This is a genomic window from Agromyces arachidis, from assembly GCF_052805135.1.
Genome location: NZ_JBRBDK010000001.1, coordinates 438,419 through 453,913 on the forward strand (window position 1 = coordinate 438,419; position 15,495 = coordinate 453,913).

At 72.2% G+C, this 15,495-nt stretch carries 14 protein-coding genes; all 14 read left to right on the top strand.

The genetic code is table 11. From position 1 onward, the window contains the following. Position 1 precedes the first annotated feature (1 nt). Positions 2-673, top strand: a complete 672-nt coding sequence (gene rpe, locus ACUY4T_RS02125) for a ribulose-phosphate 3-epimerase (protein WP_446017237.1) — start codon at positions 2-4, stop codon at positions 671-673. Between the two features lie 9 nt (positions 674-682). Next, positions 683-946, top strand: coding sequence for a phosphoribosyl-ATP diphosphatase (locus tag ACUY4T_RS02130; protein ID WP_446017238.1), 264 nt, complete (start codon positions 683-685; stop codon positions 944-946). A gap of 46 nt (positions 947-992) precedes the next feature. After that, positions 993-1,832, top strand: a complete 840-nt coding sequence (gene hisG, locus ACUY4T_RS02135; RefSeq protein ID WP_446017239.1) for an ATP phosphoribosyltransferase — start codon at positions 993-995, stop codon at positions 1,830-1,832. A gap of 9 nt (positions 1,833-1,841) precedes the next feature. Continuing rightward, on the top strand, positions 1,842-2,603 hold the full coding sequence (hisF, locus tag ACUY4T_RS02140; protein ID WP_446017240.1) for an imidazole glycerol phosphate synthase subunit HisF: 762 nt from the start codon (positions 1,842-1,844) through the stop codon (positions 2,601-2,603). After that, on the top strand, positions 2,600-3,028 hold the full coding sequence (gene hisI, locus ACUY4T_RS02145) for a phosphoribosyl-AMP cyclohydrolase (RefSeq protein ID WP_446017241.1): 429 nt from the start codon (positions 2,600-2,602) through the stop codon (positions 3,026-3,028). The genes hisF and hisI overlap by 4 nt, the downstream gene beginning before the upstream one ends. After that, positions 3,025-4,560, top strand: a complete 1,536-nt coding sequence (locus ACUY4T_RS02150) for an anthranilate synthase component I (RefSeq protein ID WP_446017242.1) — start codon at positions 3,025-3,027, stop codon at positions 4,558-4,560. Before hisI ends, ACUY4T_RS02150 begins: the two co-directional genes overlap by 4 nt. Before the next feature lie 19 nt (positions 4,561-4,579). Next, a complete protein-coding gene (locus tag ACUY4T_RS02155; RefSeq protein ID WP_446017243.1) occupies positions 4,580-5,272 on the top strand; it encodes a Trp biosynthesis-associated membrane protein in 693 nt (230 codons plus the stop codon). After that, positions 5,269-5,499 carry a DUF6704 family protein gene (locus ACUY4T_RS02160; RefSeq protein WP_446017244.1) on the top strand — a complete coding sequence of 77 codons (231 nt, stop codon included), beginning with the start codon at positions 5,269-5,271 and terminating at the stop codon, positions 5,497-5,499. The genes ACUY4T_RS02155 and ACUY4T_RS02160 overlap by 4 nt, the downstream gene beginning before the upstream one ends. 3 nt (positions 5,500-5,502) lie before the next feature. Then, positions 5,503-6,273, top strand: coding sequence for an indole-3-glycerol phosphate synthase TrpC (gene trpC, locus ACUY4T_RS02165; RefSeq protein ID WP_446017245.1), 771 nt, complete (start codon positions 5,503-5,505; stop codon positions 6,271-6,273). Between the two features lies 1 nt (position 6,274). Further along, positions 6,275-7,483 carry a tryptophan synthase subunit beta gene (gene trpB / locus ACUY4T_RS02170; protein ID WP_446017246.1) on the top strand — a complete coding sequence of 403 codons (1,209 nt, stop codon included), beginning with the start codon at positions 6,275-6,277 and terminating at the stop codon, positions 7,481-7,483. Then, a complete protein-coding gene (gene trpA / locus ACUY4T_RS02175; RefSeq protein WP_446017247.1) occupies positions 7,480-8,265 on the top strand; it encodes a tryptophan synthase subunit alpha in 786 nt (261 codons plus the stop codon). Before trpB ends, trpA begins: the two co-directional genes overlap by 4 nt. 64 nt (positions 8,266-8,329) lie before the next feature. Further along, positions 8,330-9,319: a prolipoprotein diacylglyceryl transferase gene (lgt, locus tag ACUY4T_RS02180; RefSeq protein WP_446017248.1), complete on the top strand. Its 990-nt coding sequence runs from the start codon at positions 8,330-8,332 to the stop codon at positions 9,317-9,319. A gap of 166 nt (positions 9,320-9,485) precedes the next feature. Next, positions 9,486-14,009 (top strand): glutamate synthase large subunit, encoded by a 4,524-nt coding sequence (gene gltB, locus ACUY4T_RS02185; protein WP_446017411.1) that lies wholly within the window; start codon positions 9,486-9,488, stop codon positions 14,007-14,009. Continuing rightward, entirely contained in the window at positions 14,002-15,459 is a 1,458-nt protein-coding gene (locus ACUY4T_RS02190) for a glutamate synthase subunit beta (RefSeq protein ID WP_446017249.1), read from the top strand. Before gltB ends, ACUY4T_RS02190 begins: the two co-directional genes overlap by 8 nt. The last annotated feature ends 36 nt before the right edge of the window (positions 15,460-15,495 follow it).

Below are 15,495 nucleotides of genomic sequence, written 5' to 3' on the forward strand. Positions count from 1 at the left end.
CATGACGACGCGGATCAATCCGAGCATCCTCGCGGCCGATTTCGCGAACCTCGAGCACGAGCTCGGGCGCATCGCCGCGGCCGACCTCGTGCACGTCGACGTCATGGACAACCACTTCGTCCCGAACCTCACGTTCGGCCTGCAGATGGTGACCCGCCTCCAGCAGGTCTCGCCCATCCCGCTCGACGTGCACCTCATGATCGAGGATCCGGATCGCTGGGCGCCGGCCTACGCCGAGGCGGGGGCCTTCTCGGTCACGTTCCACGCCGAGGCGGCGGGCGAGCCGGTCGCCCTCGCGCGACGGCTGCGCGCGATCGGCGCGCGGGCCGGCATCGCCCTGAAGCCCGGCACCGACGAGGCCGCCTACCTCGACCTGCTGCCCGAGTTCGACCAGGTGCTGGTGATGACGGTCGAGCCCGGGTTCGGCGGCCAGTCGTTCATCCCCGAGACGATGCCGAAGCTCGCGCGCGTCGCCGACGCCGTGCGCGACGCCGGCCTGGACGTGTGGCTGCAGGTCGACGGCGGGATCACCGAGGAGACGATCGGCATCGCCGCCGAGGCGGGGGCGGACACCTTCGTCGCCGGGTCGCACGTCTTCAACGGCGACGTGCCCGCCGAGCGGATCGCGGCGCTGCGGGCGGCGGCGTCGGCGCACCCCCATCGTCACGGGTAGCCTAGACGGGTGAAGACCTTCGACGACCTCTTCGTCGAGCTCAGCGACAAGGCCCGCACCCGCCCCGAGGGTTCCGGCACCGTGCGCCAGCTCGACGCCGGCGTGCACGCCATCGGCAAGAAGATCGTGGAGGAGGCGGCCGAGGTGTGGATGGCCGCCGAGTACCAGTCCGACGCCGAGACGGCCGAGGAGATCTCGCAGTTGCTCTACCACCTGCAGGTGCTGATGCTGGCGAAGGGGCTCACGCCCGCCGACGTGTACCGACATCTCTGATCACGCCATGACCGCAGATCGGTTCCGTCGACACGAAAGCCAGGGAATGCTCCGAATCGCCGTGCCCAACAAGGGCTCGCTCTCCGAAACCGCCGCGCAGATGCTCTACGAGGCCGGGTACACCGGCCGACGCGACTCGCGCGAGCTCATCGTCGCCGACCCCCGCAACGGGGTCGAGTTCTTCTACCTCCGCCCCCGCGACATCGCCACCTACGTGGGTTCCGGCGCCCTCGACGTCGGCATCACCGGGCGCGACCTGCTCCTCGACTCCGGATCGGAGGCGGGGGAGATCGCCTCGCTCGGCTTCGGCGACTCGACCTTCCGGTTCGCCGGTCCGCCCGGGGCGTTCGACACCCTGGCCGACCTTGAGGGCGTGCGCGTCGCCACGAGCTACCCGGGCCTGGTCGGCGACTTCCTCGCCCGCCACGGGGTGACGGCGAAGCTCGTGAAGCTCGACGGCGCCGTCGAGTCGGCCGTGCGGTTGGGCGTCGCCGACGCGGTCGCCGACGTCGTCTCGACCGGGTCCACGCTGCGCAAGGCGGGCCTCGACATCTTCGGCCCGGTGATCCTCGAGTCCGAGGCGGTGCTGATCGGCTCCGGCGTCGAGCGCGCCGGCACGCAGACCCTCGTCCGCCGGCTGCAGGGCGTCCTCGTGGCGCGGCAGTACGTGCTCCTCGACTACGACGTGCCGGTCACCCACCTCGAGGCGGCGACCGCCGTCGCGCCGGGCTTCGAGTCGCCGACGGTGTCACCGCTGCACGACCCCGAGTGGGTCGCGGTCCGGGTGATGATCCCGCGCACCGACGTGAACCACGTGATGGACGAGCTCTACGCCCTCGGCGCGCGCGCGATCCTCGTCAGCGCGATCCACGCGGCGCGGTTGTGAGGTGAGCGGATGTCGCTGGCCGTCCGGGTGATCCCGTGCCTCGACGTCGCCGCCGGTCGCGTCGTCAAGGGCGTCAACTTCCTCGACCTGCGCGATGCGGGCGACCCCGTCGAACTCGCCGCGGAGTACGCCGCCCAGGGTGCCGACGAGCTCACGTTCCTCGACGTGACCGCGACCGTCGACGACCGGTCGACGACGTACGACATGGTGCAGCGCGTCGCCGAGCAGGTTTTCATCCCGCTGACCGTCGGCGGCGGCGTCCGGTCGACCGATGACGTGGCGCGGCTGCTCGGCCACGGCGCCGACAAGATCGGCGTCAACAGCGCCGCCATCGCCCGACCCGGGCTCGTCGCCGAGATCGCCGACCGGTTCGGGGCGCAGGTGTGCGTGCTCTCCCTCGACGTCAAGCGCTCGGACCGCACCCCGAGCGGCTTCGTCGTGACCACGCACGGCGGCCGCACCGAGACCGACCTCGACGCCGTCGACTGGGCGCGCCGTGCGATCGAGCTCGGCGCGGGCGAACTGCTCGTCAACTCGATCGACGCCGACGGCACCAAGGCGGGCTTCGACCTGGAGCTCGTGTCGCTCATGCACGGGCTGTCGTCGGTCCCCGTGATCGCGTCCGGCGGCGCCGGCGCCCTCGAGCACTTCGCGCCGGCGGTCGCCGCGGGCGCCGACGCGGTGCTCGCGGCATCCGTGTTCCACAACGGCGAGCTGACCGTCTCGGAGGTCAAGCGCGCCCTCGAGGCCGACGGGAGGACCGTGCGATGACCCACGCAGGAGACGAGGAGCTCGAGTCCGACACCGAGCGCTGGGCGCCGGATGCCACGGCCGTCGACCGCGCGTCGTTCGACGCGGACGGGCTCATCCCCGCGGTGATCCAGCAATGGGACACCGGCGAGGTGCTCATGCTCGGCTGGATGGACCGCGAGGCGATGCGTCGCACGATCACCGAGGGCCGCGTGACGTTCTGGTCCCGCTCCAGGCAGGAGTACTGGCGCAAGGGCGACACGTCGGGCCACGCCCAGTACGTGAAGTCCGCCGCGCTCGACTGCGACGCCGACGTGCTGCTCGTCCGCGTCGACCAGGTCGGCGTCGCCTGCCACACCGGCACCCGGACCTGCTGGGACGGCGATCCCGTCGCCGTCGCCGTCGGGAGCCCGGACGAGACCGCTCCCGACGGAGGAACCCCATGACGGCCGCCCGCACCGCCACCACCCGCCGCGAGGACTTCGCCGACCTGCTGCCCGGCCGGCGGGTCGTCCCCGTGGTGCGCGAGCTCTTCGCCGACGGCGAGACGCCGGTCGGCATCTACCGCAAGCTCGCCGGCGGACGCCCCGGCACGTTCCTGCTGGAGTCGGCCGAGCAGGGCGGCATCTGGTCCCGGTACTCGTTCGTCGGCGCCGGATCGTACGGCGTGCTCACCGAGCGCGACGGTGCCGTCGCGTGGCTCGACTACGGACTGCCGCGCGAGCGTGCGCTGGGCGCCTCATCCGACGACCTCGCTCCGCTCGCCGCGCTCGAGGCGGTCTACGCGCGCTGGGCCACCGACGACGTGCCGGGGGCGCCGCCGCTCACCGGCGGCCTCGTGGGCTTCATCGGCTGGGAGGCGATCCGGCAGATCGAGCACCTGCCGAACCGCCCGCCCGCCGACTACGCCATGCCCGGCCAGGCGTTCGCGTTCGTCTCCGAGCTCGTCGTCATCGACCACCGCACGGGAACCGTCCAGCTCGTGGCATCCGTGCTCAACGACCGCGACGAGCCGGCCGACGCGCTCTGGTCCGACGCCCAGGCGCGACTGGATCGCATGCAGGCCGCGCTGGCCGAGCCGTCCGAGGCGCACCTCTCGCAGATCGACCTCGAGCGGGCGCCCGAACCGCGGTACCGGACCGAGAAGGCGGACTTCCTCGCCGCCGTCGAGCGCTCGAAGCACTACATCCACGAGGGCGACATCTTCCAGGTCGTGATCTCGCAGCGGTTCGAGCAGGAGGCCACGGCGCACCCCATCGACGTGTACCGCGTGCTGCGAAGCCTCAACCCGAGCCCCTACATGTACCTCCTGCACCTCGAGGACCCGGCGGGCGCTCCGTACTGGATCGTCGGCTCGTCGCCCGAGGCGCTCGTGAAGGTCGAGGACGGCCGCGTCTTCACGCACCCCATCGCCGGGTCGAAGCCGCGCGGCGCCACGCCGGAGGACGACGCCGACCTCGAGGCCGAGCTCATCGCCGACCCGAAGGAGCAGGCCGAGCACCTCATGCTCGTCGACCTCGCCAGGAACGACCTCGCGAAGGTGTGCCACGCAGGGAGCGTGGAGGTGACCGAGTTCATGCGCGTGGAGCGGTTCAGCCACATCATGCACCTCGTCTCCTCCGTCGAGGGCGACCTCCGCGGCGACGCCAACGCGATCGACGTGTTCCGCGCCACCTTCCCGGCCGGCACGCTGTCGGGTGCGCCCAAGCCGCGCGCCCTCGAGATCATCGACGAGCTCGAGCCCGCCCAGCGCGGCCTCTACGGCGGGGTCGTCGGCTACTTCGGGTTCGGCGGCGACGCCGACCTCGCGATCGCCATCCGCACCGCGACGATCTCCGGCGGCATCGCGCGAGTGCAGGCCGGAGGCGGTCTCGTCGCCGACTCCGACCCCGAGTCCGAGTACCAGGAGTCGGTCAACAAGGCGGCCGCGCCGCTGCGCGCGGTCGCGGTGGCCAATGCGATGCGGCAGGTGGGCTGATCGGATGCGCCCCGACCGGATGAAGCTCCCCGCGATCCTCGCCCTGCTGGCGGGGTCGGGCCTCGCGCTGCTGGCGTGGAGCCGGACGTGGTTCACCGTGCGGCTCGTCGACGGGCAGGCCGCCGCCGGCGGCGCCACGTCGCTCGAGGTCGGGGGAGCGGTCGCGTCGCCGGCCCTGGCGGCGCTCGCGCTCGCGGGCCTGGCGCTCGCCGGCGCACTCGCGATCGCCGGACCGGTCATCCGCATCGTGCTCGGCGCGCTCGCGTTCGTCCTCGGCGGGAGCGTCGTGCTCGCCGCCGGGATGTCGCTCGCGGACCCGGCCGCTGCGTCGTCGGCCGCGATCGCGGAGGCGACCGGGGTGGCGGGAGCCCAGCCGACGGCGGAGCTCGTCGCCGCGGCGACGCCGACGGGCTGGGCGGTCGCGGCGATCGCCGGCGGCGTGCTCGTGGCGGCCGCGGGGGTCGTCGTCGTCGTCACCGGGCGAGCGTGGGCCACCTCGCGCAGGTACGGCGCGGGAGCCCGGTTCGCCGACGACGAGGCGAGCGTGCCGACCGCGGCATCCGACCGCGCCGTCGACGACTGGGACGGCCTCAGCCGCGGCGACGATCCGACCGAACGGGCGTCCGGCGAGGCCGACGGCGACGGCCGCAAGACAGCCCCGCCGCACCCGGTAGACTCTCCACGACCCCCACGCACAGAAGGAGCACCATGAGCACTGAGCACGCTGATCCCGGCCACGGACACTCGCCCGCGGCGTGGACCGCCGTGACCATCATGCTCATCGCGTTCGCGATCGGCACGGTCGCCTTCTTCCTCGACGTGCAGTGGCTCGTGTGGGCGTCGGCCGTCCTGCTGGTCGTCGGTGCGCTCGTCGGCTGGGCCCTGGCGAAGGCCGGGTACGGCGTCGACGGCGCCAAGGTCGCGCCCAAGGCGCACTGACGCGTGCTCGCCGAGCTCACCGCCAACGCCGTCGCCGACGCCGAGGCACGTCGCGCCGAGCGACCCCTCTCCGAGGTCGAGGCCGCAGCCCTCGCCCGGCCGGCGGCGCTCGACGCGATCTCCGCGCTCCGTCCCTCCGAGCGCGTCAAGGTCATCGCCGAGATCAAGCGGTCGAGCCCCTCGCGCGGCTCGCTCGCGGCGATCGACGACCCGGCCGCCCTGGCCCGCACCTACGAGCTGGGCGGTGCGAGCGCCATCAGCGTGCTGACCGAGGGCCGGAAGTTCGGCGGATCGCTCGAGGACCTCGAATCCGTGCGACAGGCCGTCTCGCTCCCGGTGCTCCGGAAGGACTTCATCGCGACGCCCTACCAGGTGTTCGAGGCCCGCGCGGCGGGCGCCGACCTCGTGCTGCTCATCGTCGCGGCCCTCGACGACGACACCCTGGCGGAGCTCTACGACCTCGTCGGCCAGCTCGGCATGACGGCCCTGGTCGAGACGCACTCCGCCGACGAGCTCGACCGGGCGGCCGAGCTCGGCGCCCGGCTGATCGGCGTCAACGCACGCGACCTGACCACCTTCGAACTCGATCGCGACCTGTTCGGCAGGATCGCCGACCGGTTCCCCGAGGGGGCCATCCGCGTGGCGGAGTCCGCCGTCCTGTCGGCGGACGACGTCGCGCACTACCGCGCGGCGGGCGCCGACGCGGTGCTCGTCGGCGAGGCGCTCGTGACGGGCGACCCACTCTCGAACCTCTCTGCATTCCTGGCGGTGTGACATGGCCCTTCGTGCCCAGACCGGTCCCTACTTCGGCGAGTTCGGCGGACGCTTCGTCCCCGAATCGCTGATCGCGGCGCTCGACGAGCTCTCCGAGGCGTACACGCTCGCCAAGCTCGACCCCGCGTTCGGCGAGGAGCTCGCCGAGCTCGGCCGCAGCTACACCGGGCGGCCCTCGATCATCACCGAGGTGCCCCGCTTCGCCGAGCACGCCGGCGGCGCCCGCATCATCCTGAAGCGGGAGGACCTGAACCACACCGGGTCGCACAAGATCAACAACGTGCTCGGCCAGGCGCTGCTGACGCGCCGGATCGGCAAGAAGCGCGTCATCGCCGAGACGGGCGCCGGCCAGCACGGCGTCGCGACGGCGACCGCGGCCGCGCTGTTCGGCCTCGACTGCACCATCTACATGGGCGAGGTCGACACCGAGCGCCAGGCGCTCAACGTCGCGCGCATGCGCCTGCTCGGCGCGGAGGTGATCGCGGTCAAGACCGGGTCGCGCACCCTGAAGGACGCGATCAACGACGCGATGCGCGACTGGGTCACGAACGTCGAGACCACCAACTACATCTTCGGCACGGTCGCGGGCCCGCACCCTTTCCCCGAGATGGTGCGCGACTTCCAGAAGATCGTCGGCGAGGAGGCGCGCCAGCAGGTCATCGACCTGACCGGCGGGCTGCCCACCGCGGTCGCGGCGTGCGTCGGCGGCGGATCGAACGCGATCGGCATCTTCCACGCGTTCCTCGACGACGCCGACGTGGCGCTCTACGGCTACGAGGCCGGCGGCGAGGGGGTCGAGACGCCGCGCCACGCGGCCACGATCTCGAAGGGACGCCCGGGCGTGCTGCACGGAGCGCGCAGCTTCCTCCTGCAGGACGACGACGGCCAGACGATCGAGTCGCACTCGATCTCCGCAGGGCTCGACTACCCGGGCGTCGGTCCGGAGCACTCGTGGCTCGCCGCGCTCGGGCGCGCCACCTACCTGCCGATCACCGACGACGCTGCCATGCAGGCGCTGCGACTGCTGTCGCGCACCGAGGGCATCATCCCGGCGATCGAGTCGGCGCACGCGCTCGCCGGCGCGCTCGACCTCGGCCGGGAGCTCGGCCCCACCGCGACCATCCTCGTGAACCTCTCCGGCCGCGGCGACAAGGACATGGAGACCGCGGCGCGGTACTTCGAGTTGCTCGACGGCGGGAGCGGCGAATGAGGAACGTCGGCGCCGTCATCCGCCGACGCAACGAGGAGGCCGCGGGCGCGCTCATCGGCTACCTCCCCGTCGGATTCCCCACGCTCGACGAGAGCGTCGAGGCCGCGGTCGCGCTGGTCGAGAACGGCGTCGACGTGCTCGAGCTCGGACTGCCCTACTCCGATCCGGTCATGGACGGTGCGGTGATCCAGGCGGCGACCGTGCAGGCGCTCGCGAACGGGTTCCGCCTCGCCGACGGCTTCGAGGCCGTCCGCCGCGTCACCGAGCGGGTCGACGCGCCCGTGCTCGTGATGACCTACTGGAACCCGGTCGTGCAGTACGGGGTCGACCGGTTCGCCGACGACCTGGCCGCGGCCGGGGGCGCGGGCCTCATCACCCCCGACCTGATCCCCGACGAGGCCGCCGACTGGCTCGCCGCATCCGAGCGGACCGGGCTCGACCGGGTGTTCCTCGCCGCGCCGTCGTCTACCGACGCGCGGATCCGGCAGGCCGTCGATTCGAGCCGCGGGTTCGTCTACGCGGTCTCCACGATGGGCATCACCGGTGCCCGGAGCGACGTCGACCAGGCGGCGCGCGCGCTCGTCGGCCGGCTGCGCGACGCCGGCGCCGAGGCGAGCTGCGTCGGCCTCGGCATCTCGACGCCCGAGCAGGTGGCCGAGGTGCTCGAGTACGCCGAGGGCGCGATCGTGGGCTCCGCACTCGTGAAGGCCCTGGCCGACGGCGGCGTCGGCGCGGCCGGCGCCCTCGCGGCCGACCTCGCGCGCGGCACCGTCCGCAAGTGAAGTAGTCTCGACGGGGCCGCCGCTCGCGACGGTCCCGCACCATCGACGAAAGGCAGACGCCGGCGTGTTCGCACCGCTCAGCATCCCGACTCCCGACCCGGAGTGGCGAGCCCTCGAGATCCCGGTCCCGTGGGGAACGCTGACCATCCAGATGTACGCCCTGTTCATCCTGACGGGCATCGTCATCGCGACCATCATGACGTCGCGCCGCCTCACCAAGCGCGGGGCCGAGCCGGGCATCGTGCTCGACGTCGTGCTCTGGGCGGTGCCGCTCGGCATCATCGGCGCGCGCATCTACCACGTGCTCACCCACCCCGACGACTACTTCGCCGGGCAGGAGTGGTGGAAGGTCTTCGCGATCTGGGAGGGCGGCAACGCCATCTACGGCTCGCTCATCGGCGGCGCGATCGGCGTCATCATCGCCTGCCGCCTGACCGGGCTCCGGTTCTGGTCGTTCGCCGACGCGCTCGCACCGGGCCTCCTCGTCGCGCAGGCCGTCGGGCGCCTCGGCAACTGGTTCAACGCCGAGCTGTACGGTTGGCCGACCGACCTGCCGTGGGGCCTCGAGATCCCGTTCGACAACGCCGCCTGGCCGGCCGGCCTCGCCGAGGGCACCCTGTTCCACCCGACCTTCCTGTACGAGATCGTCTGGAACCTGACGGGCGTCGTCGTCCTCCTCGGCCTCGAGCGGTTCTTCCGCCTCCGCTGGGGCATGATGTTCGGCGCGTACCTGATCTGGTACGGGGCGGGCCGGGCGGTCTTCGAGACCATCCGCGTCGACCCGAGCGAGATGTTCCTCGGCATCCGCTCCAACGTCTGGGCGTCGTTCGCCGCCATCCTGATCGGCCTGGTCATCATCCTCGTGCAGCGCCGCCGCCACCCCGGCAACGAGCCGAGCGTCTACCGGCCCGGCCGTGAATGGGCGCCCGCGGATGCTGAGGTAGACTCGGACGACACCGAGTCCGACTCCGACTCTCTCGACGCTGGTGTCGAGGGTGAGAACGCACCCGGCGAGCCGGCAGCCACAAGCTCCAGCCGCTCAGCCTCCGCGTAGGCCACGCCGCCCGACGCGTTCTCCGACTCGGCGCCGCACCTCGCGCCGTGAACCTCCCTCCCGTGGGCCGACGACGTCCCGCTGCCCGACGAGATACCGAGGACGGTCCAACGTGTCGCTTCCCCCTCCCCACTCACGGTTCGGCCTGACGCCCCCCGCCCAGGGGATGTACGACCCCGCCGACGAGAAGGACGCCTGCGGGCTCGCCATGGTCGCGACCCTCCGCGGCACCGCCGGGCACGACATCATCCAGGCGGCGCTCGACAGCCTCCGCAACCTCGAGCACCGGGGCGCGGTCGGATCCGACGCCGGCACCGGCGACGGGGCGGGCATCATCACGCAGGTGCCCGACGCGTTCCTGCGCGAGGTCGTCGAGTTCCCGCTTCCGCCCGCCGGCGCCTACGCGGTCGGCAACGCGTTCCTGCCCGTGGACCCGACCGCGCGCTCGAGCGTGAAGCAGCGCCTCCAGCGCATCGCGGCATCCGAGGGCCTCGAGGTGCTCGGATGGCGCGAGGTGCCCGTGCGGCCCGACGAGCTCGGCACGCTGGCACGCGCCGCGATGCCCGTCGTGCAGCAGCTCTACGTGCGCAGCGCGGCGAACACGTCCGACGGCGAGCACCTGGGCGGCATCGCGCTCGACCGGCTCACGTTCCGCCTGCGCAAGCGCGCCGAGCGCGAGCTCGAGCTGTACTTCGCCTCGCTGTCGAGCCGCACCCTCGTCTACAAGGGCATGGTCACGACGCTCCAGCTCGAGCCGTTCTACCCCGACCTGTCCGACGAGCGGTTCGCCTCGAAGCTGGCGCTCGTGCACTCCCGGTACTCGACGAACACGTTCCCGTCGTGGCCGCTCGCGCAGCCGTTCCGCATGATCGCCCACAACGGCGAGATCAACACCATCCAGGGCAACCGCAACTGGATGCGGGCGCGGCAGTCGCAGCTCGAGTCGGAGGCGCTCGGCGAGCTCGACCCGCTGCTGCCGATCGTCACCCCCGGGGCGAGCGACTCCGCCTCCTTCGACGAGGTCGTCGAGCTGCTCACGCTCGCCGGCCGGAGCCTGCCGCACGCCGTGATGATGATGGTGCCCGAGGCGTGGGAGAAGCAGGCCGAGATCGACCCGGCCCGACGCGCGTTCTACGAGTACCACTCGATGCTCATGGAGCCGTGGGACGGACCCGCCGCGATCGTGTTCACCGACGGCACCCTCGTGGGCGCCACCCTCGACCGCAACGGCCTCCGCCCGGGTCGGTACCTCGTGACCGACGACGGCCTGGTCGTCCTGGCGAGCGAGATCGGCGTGCTCGACCTCCCGCAGAAGCGGGTCGTGCGCAAGGGCCGCCTGCAGCCCGGCCGCATGTTCCTCGTCGACACCGAGGCCGGGCGCCTGATCGAGGACGACGAGATCAAGTCCGAGCTCGCGGCATCCGCACCGTGGGGCGAGTGGCTCGACGAGGGCCGGATCCGCCTGGCCGACCTGCCCGAGCGCGAGCACATCGTGCACCCGCCCGCCTCCGTCAACCGTCGCCAGCGCACCTTCGGGTACACCGAGGAGGAGGTGAAGATCCTGCTCGCCCCGATGGCGCGGACCGGCCAGGAGCCGCTCGGCGCCATGGGGTCGGACACCCCGATCGCGGTCCTGTCCGAGCGCCCGCGCCTGCTCTTCGACTACTTCACGCAGCAGTTCGCGCAGGTCACGAACCCGCCGCTCGACTCGATCCGCGAGCAGGTCGTCACCTCGCTCGCGACCTCCCTCGGACCGGAGCGGAACCTCCTCGCCGCCGGCGCCGAGCACGCGCGGCAGGTCTCGCTCGACTTCCCGGTGATCGACAACGACCAGCTCGCCAAGATCGTCCACATGACCGCGCCGTCCGGCGCGCGGGCGACGCGGACGCTCCGCGGGCTCTACCGCGTCGACGAAGGACCCGACGGGCTGCGCGCCCGGCTCGACGAGCTCTACCGGGAGGTCGACGAGGCGATCGACGAGGGCGCGTCGTTCATCGTCCTGAGCGACCGCGACTCGACGGCCGACCTCGCGCCGATCCCGTCGCTGCTCATGCTCTCGGCGGTGCACCACCACCTGATCCGCTCCGAGACGCGCATGAAGGTGGGCCTCGTGGTCGAGGCCGGCGACGTCCGCGAGGTGCACCACGTGGCGCTCCTCGTGGGCTACGGCGCGTCGGCCGTGAACCCGTACCTCGCGATGGAGTCCTGCGAGGACCTCGTGCGGTCCGGCGTGCTCTCCGGGGTGACCCCCGAGCAGGCGGTGAAGAACGTGATCACCGCGCTCGGCAAGGGCGTGCTGAAGATCATGTCCAAGATGGGCATCTCGACCATCTCGTCGTACGCGGGCGCGCAGGCGTTCGAGGCGGTCGGGCTCTCGGAGGAGTTCGTCGCCGAGTACTTCACCGGCACCACCTCGAAGCTCGGCGGCGTCGGCATCGACGTGATCGCGCGCGAGAACCTCGCCCGTCACCAGGTGGCCTACCCGGCGGATGCCGCGGTGCGGGCGCACGAGCGACTGCAGACCGGCGGCGAGTACCAGTGGCGCCGCGACGGCTCCCCGCACCTGTTCAACCCCGAGACCGTCTTCCGCCTCCAGCACTCCACGCGCAACCGGCGGTACGACGTCTTCCGCGAGTACACGGAGATGGTCGACTCGCAGGCCGAGCAGCTCATGACGCTCCGCGGCATGTTCGCGCTCCGGACGGGCGTCCGGCCCCCGGTGCCGATCGACGAGGTCGAGCCGATCGAGTCGATCGTCAAGCGCTTCTCCACCGGGGCGATGAGCTACGGCTCGATCTCGAAGGAGGCGCACGAGACGCTCGCGATCGCGATGAACCGGCTCGGCGCGAAGTCGAACACCGGTGAGGGCGGCGAGGACCTCGACCGCCTGCTCGACCCGGAGCGCCGCAGCGCGATCAAGCAGGTCGCGTCGGGCCGCTTCGGCGTCACGAGCATGTACCTCACCCACGCCGACGACATCCAGATCAAGCTCGCCCAGGGCGCCAAGCCCGGCGAGGGCGGCCAGCTGCCGCCGACCAAGGTGTACCCCTGGGTCGCGCGCACCCGTCACGCGACCGCCGGCGTCGGGCTCATCTCCCCGCCGCCGCACCACGACATCTACTCGATCGAAGACCTGAAGCAGCTGATCTTCGATCTCAAGCGCGCGAACCCGAAGGCGCGGATCCACGTGAAGCTGGTCAGCCAGTCGGGCATCGGCGCGGTGGCCGCCGGCACCGCGAAGGCGCTGGCGGACGTCATCCTCGTCTCCGGCCACGACGGCGGCACGGGCGCGAGCCCGCTGAACTCGCTCAAGCACGCCGGAACGCCCTGGGAGCTCGGCCTCGCCGAGACGCAGCAGACGCTGATGCTCAACGGCATGCGCGACCGCGTGGTGGTGCAGGTCGACGGGCAGTTGAAGACCGGGCGCGACGTCGTGATCGGCGCGCTGCTCGGGGCCGAGGAGTTCGGCTTCGCGACGGCCCCGCTCATCGTCGAGGGCTGCATCATGATGCGGGTGTGCCACCTCGACACCTGCCCCGTCGGCGTCGCCACGCAGAACCCCGAGCTGCGCAAGCGGTTCACGGGCAAGCCCGAGTTCGTCGTCAACTTCTTCGAGTTCATCGCCCAGGAGGTGCGCGAGTACCTCGCCGAGCTCGGGTACCGCTCGCTCGACGAGGTCATCGGCCGACGCGAGCTGCTCGACGTCGACCGAGCGGTCGCCCACTGGAAGGCCTCGGGCCTCGACCTCACGCCCGTGCTGGTCGGCCCCGACTTCTCCGGCGCCGAGCCGCGCCGGAACGGCCGGCCGCAGGACCACGAGCTCGACGAGCACTTCGACAACGAGCTCATCCGCCGGAGCGCGCTGGTGCTCGAGGAGGGCGGCCGGGTCGAGATCGCGCTGCCCATCAGGAACACCGAGCGCGCGGTCGGCACCATGCTCGGCCACGAGGTGACCGTGCGCCACGGTGCGCAGGGGCTGCCGACCGGGTCGATCGACGTGACGCTGACCGGATCGGCGGGGCAGTCGTTCGGCGCGTTCCTGCCGAGCGGCATCACGCTGCGGCTCGAGGGCGACTCGAACGACTACGTCGGCAAGGGCCTCTCGGGCGGCCAGGTGGTCGTCCGGCCGTCGCGGGAGGCGGGCTTCGTCGCCGAGCGCAACGTCATCGCCGGCAACGTGATCGGCTACGGCGCGACCCAGGGCAGCATGTTCATCCGCGGGATAGTGGGGGAGCGGTTCCTCGTGCGCAACTCCGGTGCGACGGCCGTCGTCGAGGGCGTGGGGGACCACGCGCTCGAGTACATGACCGGCGGGCTCGCCCTGATCCTGGGCGGCACCGGACGCAACCTCGGCGCGGGCATGTCGGGCGGCACGGCCTACGTGCTCGACCTCGCCGAGTCGCGCGTGAACCGTGAGGCGCTCGCCGGCGGCGAGCTGGAGCTGCACCCGCTGGGCAGCGCCGACCACGAGATCGTGCGCGACCTGCTCGAGCAGCACCTCGAGCACACCGACTCCGCGGTCGCCGCGGCGCTCCTCGCCGAGGGGCCAGCCGCGTTCGACCGCTTCACCAAGGTGCTTCCGCGCGACTACGCCGCGGTCCTCCGCACCCGCCAGGCGGCGGTCGACGAGGGGCTCGACCCCGACGGCGACGTCGTCTGGACGCGAATCCTGGAGGTGACGGGTGGCTGACCCCAAGGGCTTTCTCAAGGTCACCGAGCGCGAGCTGCCCAAGCGGCGGCCCGTGCCGGTGCGGATCATGGACTGGAAAGAGGTCTACGAGCAGGGCGACCCGGCCCAGCTCCGACGTCAGGCCGGCCGCTGCATGGACTGCGGCATCCCGTTCTGCCATCAGGGCTGCCCGCTCGGCAACCTGATCCCCGAGTGGAACGACCTGATGTGGCGCGGCGAGGGCCGGGCCGCCATCGAGCGCCTCCACGCGACGAACAACTTCCCGGAGTTCACCGGGCGACTGTGCCCGGCGCCCTGCGAGTCGTCCTGCGTGCTCGGCATCAACCAGCCCGCCGTGACGATCAAGCAGGTCGAGGTCTCGATCATCGACCAGGCCTTCGGCAACGGCTGGGTGCAGCCCCAGCCGCCCGGGCGGCTGACGGGCAAGACCGTCGCCGTGGTGGGATCCGGCCCCGCCGGCCTCGCGGCCGCCCAGCAGCTCACGCGAGCCGGCCACACGGTGGCGGTGTACGAGCGCGACGACCGCATCGGCGGGCTGCTCCGCTACGGCATCCCGGACTTCAAGATGGAGAAGCGCCACCTCGACGCGCGCCTCGCGCAGATGACGGCGGAGGGGACGCGGTTCCGTGCCGGCGTCGAGATCGGCGTCGACCTGGCGTGGGACGAGCTGCGCCGCCGGTACGACGCCGTGGTGGTCGCCACGGGCGCGCTGGTCCCTCGCGACCTGCCCATCCCGGGGCGCGACCTGCCCGGCGTCCACTTCGCGATGGAGTTCCTCACGCAGGCGAACCGCCGCGTCGCCGGCGAGGACGTCTTCGACCAGATCACCGCTGAGGGCAAGCACGTCGTCGTCCTCGGCGGAGGCGACACGGGCGCCGACTGCATCGGGACCGCCCACCGCCAGGGGGCGCTCTCGGTGACGAACCTCGCGATCGGCAAGCAGCCGAGCCCGACGCGGCCGGCGGAGCAGCCGTGGCCGATGCACCCGAACCTGTTCGAGGTGCAGAGCGCGCACGAGGAGGGCGGCCAGCGGCAGTACCTCGCGTCGACCGTCGAGTTCCTCGCCAACGACAACGGCGAGGTCCGCGCGATCCGCGTCGCCGAGACCGAGTACCTCGACGGCCGCCGGGTCCCCAAGGCGGGGACGGAGCGCGAGATCCCCGCCGACCTGGTGCTGCTGGCGCTGGGCTTCACGGGCCCCGAGACGGATGCCGCCGGCGAGCAGCTCGGCCTCCAGGCCTCGGACCGCGGGAACTTCGCCCGTGGCGCCGACTACGCGACCGCCGAGCCCGGCGTGTTCATCGCCGGCGACGCAGGTCGTGGTCAGTCGCTCATCGTCTGGGCCATCGCCGAGGGACGGGCTGCGGCGGCATCCGTCGACCGGTACCTTGAGGGTGAGACGCAGCTGCCGAGCCCCATTCCCGCGACGGCGCGAGCCTTCGCCGTCTGACCCGGCGCCGTCCGGCGCCGACGAAACCGTATCCAG

Bases quoted from the DNA above. Each gene is read 5' to 3' on its own strand.
- rpe (WP_446017237.1), top strand. From the start codon at position 2: ATGACGACGCGGATCAATCCGAGCATCCTCGCGGCCGATTTCGCGAAC.
- hisG (WP_446017239.1), top strand. From the start codon at position 993: ATGCTCCGAATCGCCGTGCCCAACAAGGGCTCGCTCTCCGAAACCGCC.
- hisF (WP_446017240.1), top strand. From the start codon at position 1,842: ATGTCGCTGGCCGTCCGGGTGATCCCGTGCCTCGACGTCGCCGCCGGT.
- hisI (WP_446017241.1), top strand. From the start codon at position 2,600: ATGACCCACGCAGGAGACGAGGAGCTCGAGTCCGACACCGAGCGCTGG.
- ACUY4T_RS02150 (WP_446017242.1), top strand. From the start codon at position 3,025: ATGACGGCCGCCCGCACCGCCACCACCCGCCGCGAGGACTTCGCCGAC.
- ACUY4T_RS02155 (WP_446017243.1), top strand. From the start codon at position 4,580: ATGAAGCTCCCCGCGATCCTCGCCCTGCTGGCGGGGTCGGGCCTCGCG.
- ACUY4T_RS02160 (WP_446017244.1), top strand. From the start codon at position 5,269: ATGAGCACTGAGCACGCTGATCCCGGCCACGGACACTCGCCCGCGGCG.
- trpB (WP_446017246.1), top strand. From the start codon at position 6,275: ATGGCCCTTCGTGCCCAGACCGGTCCCTACTTCGGCGAGTTCGGCGGA.
- trpA (WP_446017247.1), top strand. From the start codon at position 7,480: ATGAGGAACGTCGGCGCCGTCATCCGCCGACGCAACGAGGAGGCCGCG.
- gltB (WP_446017411.1), top strand. From the start codon at position 9,486: ATGTACGACCCCGCCGACGAGAAGGACGCCTGCGGGCTCGCCATGGTC.